At 54.8% G+C, this 6,908-nt stretch carries 6 protein-coding genes; all 6 read right to left on the reverse strand.

Features of this window, described 5'->3' with window-relative positions:
- Nucleotides 1-82: 82 nt before the first annotated feature.
- Nucleotides 83-1,396: a hypothetical protein gene (locus tag OB13_RS04945; RefSeq protein WP_461489038.1), complete on the reverse strand. Its 1,314-nt coding sequence runs from the start codon at nucleotides 1,394-1,396 to the stop codon at nucleotides 83-85.
- Nucleotides 1,397-1,399: 3 nt separating this feature from the next.
- The gene (gene pseI, locus OB13_RS04950; RefSeq protein ID WP_461489039.1) at nucleotides 1,400-2,443 is read right to left on the reverse strand and encodes a pseudaminic acid synthase; all 1,044 of its coding nucleotides are present in this window, start codon (nucleotides 2,441-2,443) and stop codon (nucleotides 1,400-1,402) included.
- A gap of 12 nt (nucleotides 2,444-2,455) precedes the next feature.
- Entirely contained in the window at nucleotides 2,456-3,943 is a 1,488-nt protein-coding gene (gene pseG, locus OB13_RS04955) for a UDP-2,4-diacetamido-2,4,6-trideoxy-beta-L-altropyranose hydrolase (protein WP_461489040.1), read from the reverse strand.
- 24 nt (nucleotides 3,944-3,967) lie between these two features.
- Nucleotides 3,968-4,705: a cytidylyltransferase domain-containing protein gene (locus tag OB13_RS04960; RefSeq protein WP_461489041.1), complete on the reverse strand. Its 738-nt coding sequence runs from the start codon at nucleotides 4,703-4,705 to the stop codon at nucleotides 3,968-3,970.
- Nucleotides 4,695-5,900: a UDP-4-amino-4,6-dideoxy-N-acetyl-beta-L-altrosamine transaminase gene (pseC, locus tag OB13_RS04965; protein ID WP_461489042.1), complete on the reverse strand. Its 1,206-nt coding sequence runs from the start codon at nucleotides 5,898-5,900 to the stop codon at nucleotides 4,695-4,697. Before pseC ends, OB13_RS04960 begins: the two co-directional genes overlap by 11 nt.
- A gap of 36 nt (nucleotides 5,901-5,936) precedes the next feature.
- The coding region (pseB, locus tag OB13_RS04970) for a UDP-N-acetylglucosamine 4,6-dehydratase (inverting) (RefSeq protein ID WP_461489043.1) at nucleotides 5,937-6,908 on the reverse strand (972 nt) is incomplete at its 5' end.

Raw genomic sequence — 6,908 nt, forward strand, 5'->3', positions numbered from 1 at the left:
AGTATTCCAAATTCCCTCGCGCTGGAGATTAGGCATTTATTCGGGTGATGTGTTAGGTAGAAGAGGCAAATATAGTATTATTCTATTGAAGCGGGACACGGTTGTTCAGCCCGACGGGTGTGCCGCTCACAAAGGCCTTCAGATGCTGCAGGGCTAGTTCACTGCTTCTGCCATCATAGGCCGTACCCACGGTCGCGTTGTAGTATTTTGCCCGCAGGTATACATCCGGTTTCCGGCTCATTCCCTGGCGCAGGAGCGGTTTGAGTTCGCTATAGGACGAAGCTGCGTCCACCAGTCCGTGGGCAACATAACCGTAATAGTCGTGCAGCTTTTCGCTGGGGTTGAAGTTGAAGTAAATGGACCATACATTCAGTAGCACTGCCTCCAGGTGAATACCCGAGTTGCCACTGATGAGCACGTCCAAGCCATTAAGGAAATCAAAAACAGTCTGCTTCCGGCTATCCGACAAACTGATACTAGGGCTGATCTTTCTGATAAAGCTATAATCCCGTTTGTCGCGCGGGTGTGGGCGCAGGGTGATGCGCATCGAAGGAAAGTCCCGTGAAATGTGGAGCAACAGCTGTTTTACTTCTTCCGTCAGATCCATCAGGTTGCAGCCGATGCCGATCGTCCGGATGCTGTGGTGCTGGTTTCGCAGAGCAGCGAATTTATCTGCTTTCGGCATCCCTACCAGCTCCACCTGTCCCTCCACCGGTCCGCATAGCCTATACTTATCCAGCGAATCTTGGCCCTCCAGCAGGCTCAGCTCGAATACGAGCGGCGGGAATAGGTTGCTCACACTCGAATGCTGCACATAGGCGGTTTTGATGCCGAGCTTTTTGGCTGCCAGCAGCATGGCCCGGGCATCGGCATTGTGGTCGTTGGCAAACACTACACAGGCAGGCTGGTATTTCCGGAGCTTCTCCAGGTATACCTCGTAAAAGCCGATCGCATCGTACAGTAGGTCGGCAAAGCGCAGGGTGCTGTTCTTCTTGTGAGACAAGAACTCCAGGAAGAGCGGCAGGAATTTATAATAATAGAGCAGCTTTTTGCGGAGGGAGATCCTGTTGACAGCCTTGGCATAGCTGCCGATGTTCTTGCTATGGCCGGCTACCATCACGGCATCCGGTATGCCTTCCTGCAAAAAGTGCAGGCTGTCGTAGTTGTTCTGGCTGACCACATAGAGCCATACCTTGCCCTGCAGCTTGTCGGGTTGCTCCACCGACTGAAACAGGTTTCCGAAAAGGCGCAGCAAGGTATAGCCGGCCATCCGGAGCAGGCGCTTCAGCGGATTTGTGGGGGAAGCGGCATTTTTGGCACTTTCAGGAAGCTGGTAAAAGCCCTCTGAAAAATGCAGGTATAGGATGTCGCGGTAAGTGGCGTACCAATCTTTCATGGGTTACACCATCTCCCAGCTAAGCGGGGTGCCTGCTTTAATGTCTTTGGAAGCAGCCTTTCCCAGCAGATCTTCATAATGCTTCGGCGCCAGCCCCAGTCCAGGGCGAATTACGCGAATATTTTCTTTTGTGAGCGGTTCTCCGGCGCTGATGTCTTTGGCTGCATACACAGAGCGCTTGAACAGGCGGCTTTTCTCTTCGGCCCGTTGCACGCCATACTGCACCTGCCCCAGTGCCAGCCAGGCACGCTCAGACTCCACCACAAGCGATCGCAGTTCTTCAGGTTCTAGCGAGAAGGCCGAATCCACGCCACCGTCGGCGCGGCTGAGCGTAAAGTGTTTCTCGATCACGGTTGCTCCCAGTGCCACGGCAGCCACCGAGGCGCCCACCCCCATGGTATGATCCGATAAACCTACCTGCACTTGGTAGAGCTCCTGCATGTGGGGAATCGTGCGCAGGTTGGTGTTTTCGGGGGTGGCCGGGTAGGTGCTGGTGCACTTGAGCAGGATCAGCTCCAGGCAACCTTCCTCCCGCAGTACCTGCACGGCCTCGGTTACCTCCTGCACGGTAGCAGCACCGGTACTCATGATGACGGGCTTGCCTGTAGCAGCCACTTTGCGCAGCAGCGGGTGATCGGTATTCTCAAAAGAGGCAATCTTGTACACCGGAGCATCCAGGCTTTCCAGGAACTCCACGGCGGTTTCATCAAAAGGGGAGGAGAAGGCAATGAGGCCACGCTCCTTTGACCTGTCGAAGATAGGCTGGTGCCACTCCCAGGGGGTATAGGCTTCCTGGTAGAGGTCGTATAATTCCCGGCCCTTCCACAGGGAACCTTCGTCTTCGATGGTGAAGGCGCCCGGCAAGGTCATGGTATCGGCAGTATAGGTTTGTAGCTTGATGGCGTCGGCACCGGCGTCGGCGGCGGCATCAACAATGGCGAGTGCCCGCTCCAGTGACTGGTTGTGGTTTCCCGACATTTCGGCGATGATGAAAGGCTTGTGGCCGGCGCCAACCAGGCGGCCGGCTATGCTGATAGCGTTGCTCATTTGGCTTCTTATTTACTTTAATTTAGCAGGCAGCTCCAGCACAAAGCGGTGTGCCTGCGGGTGTTGTGCGTCAGGCTGTGCGTAGTCAAAACCGGCTTTCTCGAAGGACCTGATAGAGGCGCTATGACCCTGTTGTACCAGTCCTTCTACCAGGTGCACGTCAGGTCGCTGCTTCCGGAGTTTCTGAACCCCTTTTAGGAGAATGGTATGACCGAGTCCGTTGCCCCGGTAGCCTGCGCTGATGAGGTAACTGATCGTGGCTGTAGCGCCATTCACATCAAATCGTATCTGGGCAGCAGGTATGCCGTTTGCTTCCGCAAGATAGATCTTTGTGTCAGGGTTTTCAAGCCGTGCCTGAAACCAGCGGGTATGGTTCTCCAGCGGGATCGGCTCCGGATTAAAAGATCTGCTGCGTACTTCCGGATCATTGGCCCACTCAAACAGTAACAGGAGGTCATCCGGGGAAGCTTCCCGCAGAGTCAGGCTGGCTGCCAGGCTCAGGTGGCGGAAAAGCTGCCGGAGCCGCTCATCACTCTTCCCGTCGAAGTGCTGTCGTTGCGCCGCAACTTGAGATCTGAAGGTATCTTCGGCTATACCCTGGTTCAGTTGCTGTTGCAGCATGCTGTAATCACTGGCGATGCCGTTGGTGATGAGGAAATGATGTATACCTGCCTGGTTATCGGCGGTTTGTTTGACAAAGAGCAGGCCACCAACGGCAGCATATTCGTAGGAGATACCACTGGCTGAGGTAACGGCCACCTGACATTTACTCATCAGACGACGCATCCCTTCTGCTGAAAGGTCGCTGTGCAGGCTGATGTGCTCTTTGTCCTGCAGCCATCGTTTCAGTTCCGGCAGATGGGTATAGGCGCTGCCTACCACCACTTCCACCTGCATCGCAGTTTCTATAGCTTGTAGATCAGCCAGTGCCTGGAGCGTATGATTGTCCGGATCGGCTCCGCCCATACACAGCAGGACCCGTAGTTGGCCGGCCGGCAAGGATCTGGTTCTGCGCGAAGCCGTCAGAAAGGGAGGCCGAAGCAAGGCATAGCGAGGCCCCAGCAACAGCTTGGTATAAGGAGCCGCCTGATACAGTTTGGGTAGTATACCACCTGCCTGGTTGATGACGGCATCTGCCACAAAACGGTAGCTGTGAATGTCATCGATACAAACCAGGGTAGAACCTCTGGCTCTTATATTTTCCTGGTAGCTGGTATCGAAGCTATACCCATCCAGCACGACGATCTCCTCTTCCGAAATATAAGCAGAAAGCTCATGGCTGAAGCGATCTTCTGTAGCAGCAGCGGGAGGTAAAACGATAATACCCTGGCATACCTTACGGATCTGTTCCTGCAGCGCCTTGTCCGGTGCCTGGATCGCAAACACGCATTCAAACTCCTCCCGCAGCATAGCTGCCAGCGCAAGCGAACGTGTCACGTGCCCCAGCCCGATCCGGCTGTTTCCGTCTGCCCTGAAGATGATGCGGCGCTTTTGTTCCATGGCATACCCCTGCCGGGTGGTAAATTATTCTCCCAGCTTTTTCTGCTCTACGTGTGCATTGATTTTTTGTAGCTCCGGGTGGCTTTCCAGCAAGCCAATAAGCTCATTCCCGCTCATATGCTGAGCCTGGTAGTTTTCTATAAGAACAGTGATAAGCTCCAGATCTTCCTGGGTATCCAGCGTAATGCGGTACCGGCTGGCGTCTTTCTCCCGGGTATAGTGTTGCAGGATTACACGGTTGCTTTTGTTTTGGTTGATGTAGGGCGTGACGTGCTCCAGTTCTTCCGGCAGGGTAGCCTGTTTGTAAGCTTCTTCCAGCAGGCTGAAGGAGAAGATCTCAAAGTCAAAGCCACGGGGAAAGGTACGCTCCAAGGCGTTGGACAGGTATACGGAGTCATCATTCAGCAGGAGGTACTGCTGCAAGGCATCCGCGATCAGGTGGCCATCAATGAGCGGACAGTCGGAGGTGACGCGAACGATCACATCCAGTTTATGTTCAACTGTGCAAGCATAGTAGCGGCTCAGCACATTCTGCTCATCGCCCCTGGAGCAAGGTATACCTGCCGTTTTGGCAAAGGCAGCGATCGCATTATCCGAAGCATTGGCAGTGGTTGCCAGGTATACCTCCAGCCCTGCCTCCTGTAGCCGGTCCACGTGGTGCTGCAGCATGGTTTTGCCTCCAGCTTCAAGCAGAACTTTTCCCGGCAGTCGGGTGCTGGTCATACGGGCCTGCGAGATAACCCCGACTTTTTTATTTGCCATCCGCGACAAACTCCTTTACTTTCTCAATCACAAAAGCCTGCTCCTCTTCCGTCAGGGTAGGGTACATGGGCAGGCTCAGGCACTGGCTGTAGTAATGCTCGGCTTGCGGGAAGTCTCCTTTTTGATGCCCCTGGCTGCGGTAATACGGCATGGTATGGGCCGGGATGTAGTGCACCTGCGCGTAGATGTTGTGCTGGCGCAGAAAATCATAGAGTCCCTTGCGGTCGGCTACCTGGATCACGTACAGGTGATAGGCATGGCCGGTGTCACCTGTTGGGCTGAGAGCTTCCGAACTGGTGCCCAGCCTTGCTATACCTGCAATGCCGGAGAATGCTTCGTCGTATATCTTAGCGATCGCTTTTCTTCGCTCCAGTCCTTGCTCAGCCCGTTCTAGTTGGGAGAGGCCCAGGGCGCAGAGCATGTCCGGAATGCGGTAGTTGTAGCCCAGCGCTTGCATTTCCATGTACCAGCCACCGTGGTTTTCCTCCAGCAACTCCGCATCGCGCGTGATGCCGTGGGTGCGGTAGAGCAGTAGCTTTTTGTAGAATTCTTCATCGTTAGTGGTCACCATGCCGCCCTCGCCCGTGGCGATGTGCTTGACCGGGTGAAAAGAAAAAATGGCCAGGTCCGCGTAGCGGCCATTGCCGCATAGCTGCTTTTCTCTCCGGCTGTCGTAGAAGTAGCCGCCCGGGGCGTGGCAGGCGTCTTCGATGATCCACAGCCCGTGCTCATCGGCCAGTTGGCGCAGCTCCTCCAGGTTCACCGGGTTACCGGCAAAGTCTACCGGTATAACGCCGGCATAGTATCCTTTGGGTTTGCTTTCCACCATCTGGCGTACATTGTTGATGTCGATCAAGGCAGTGGTTGGGTCGATGTCGGCAAACTCTACCGTGCCGCCGCAGTAGCGCACGCAGTTGGCCGAGGCCACAAACGTGATAGGTGTCGTGATCACCCGTGATTCCTCGTTCACCCCCAGAACCATGGTACACAGGTGCAGGGCTGCTGTGCCGTTGCTGACGGCTACGGCGTATCGGGCGCCTACGTAACGGGCAAAAGCCTGCTCAAACTCGGCCACCTTCGGCCCCTGCGTCAGGAAATCCGATTGCAGCGTCTCCACTACCGCCGCGATGTCTGCCTCGGTGATGTGCTGCCGGCCGTAAGGTATAGGAGTTTTGAGTTCTGAGTTCTGAGTCACGAGTTTAAAATCTTGTGTCTTGATACATGTGTCGTCTTACGCAGTAAAATTAGGGTCCACGTGCTCCCGGATCTGCTGGCGGATCTGCTCTACATTGAGCCACTCGTTGTTGGTGCCGGAGTTGTACTTGAAGCCCATTTCCACCATTTTACCATTGTGTGCCTTAATGAAGTCCTCCACCTTCCAGACCGGAGTTGAAGGCAGGATCACATAGTATTTGTCCAGTTCTACCGTGTTCAGGGAATCGGTTTCGGTGATCATCTCTTCGTGCAGCTTTTCGCCGGGCCGTATACCGACTACTTCCTGCTGGCAATTCGGGCCGATGGCTTCTGCCAGGTCTGTGATCACATAAGAAGGGATCTTTGGTACAAATATTTCACCTCCCCAATGATGTTCCAGCGCATGGAATACGAGTTCGACGCCTTCTTCCAGCGATATATTGAAACGTGTCATTTCCGGGTGCGTGATCGGGAGCACGCCTTCTTCGCGTTTCTTCAGGAAGAAAGGTACCACCGAACCGCGGGAACCGATCACGTTGCCGTAGCGCACTACCGAAAAGCGGAGATCGCGCTTGCCGCGCATGTTGTTGGCGGCTACAAACAGCTTATCGGAGCACAATTTGGTTGCGCCATACAGGTTGATCGGAGCCGCAGCCTTATCCGTAGAGAGCGCTACCACATCTTTCACGCCCGTGTCCAGCGCTGCATTGATGATGTTTTCAGCACCCAGGATGTTGGTTTTGATACACTCCATGGGATTGTACTCGGCAGCGGGCACCTGTTTCATAGCGGCTGCGTGCACGATGATATCAATCCCTTCGCAGGCACGCTTGAAGCGATCGCCGTCGCGTACATCACCTATGAAGTAACGGATCGAGTTGTACTTGCTGTGGGGGAAAACCTGCGACATCTCAAACTGCTTGAGTTCGTCGCGGGAGTAGATCACCAGGCGCTTTACATCCGGGAAGCGGGCGTATACCATCTCCACGAATTTCTTTCCAAAAGAGCC

This window comes from Pontibacter sp. HJ8 (genome assembly GCF_054824225.1).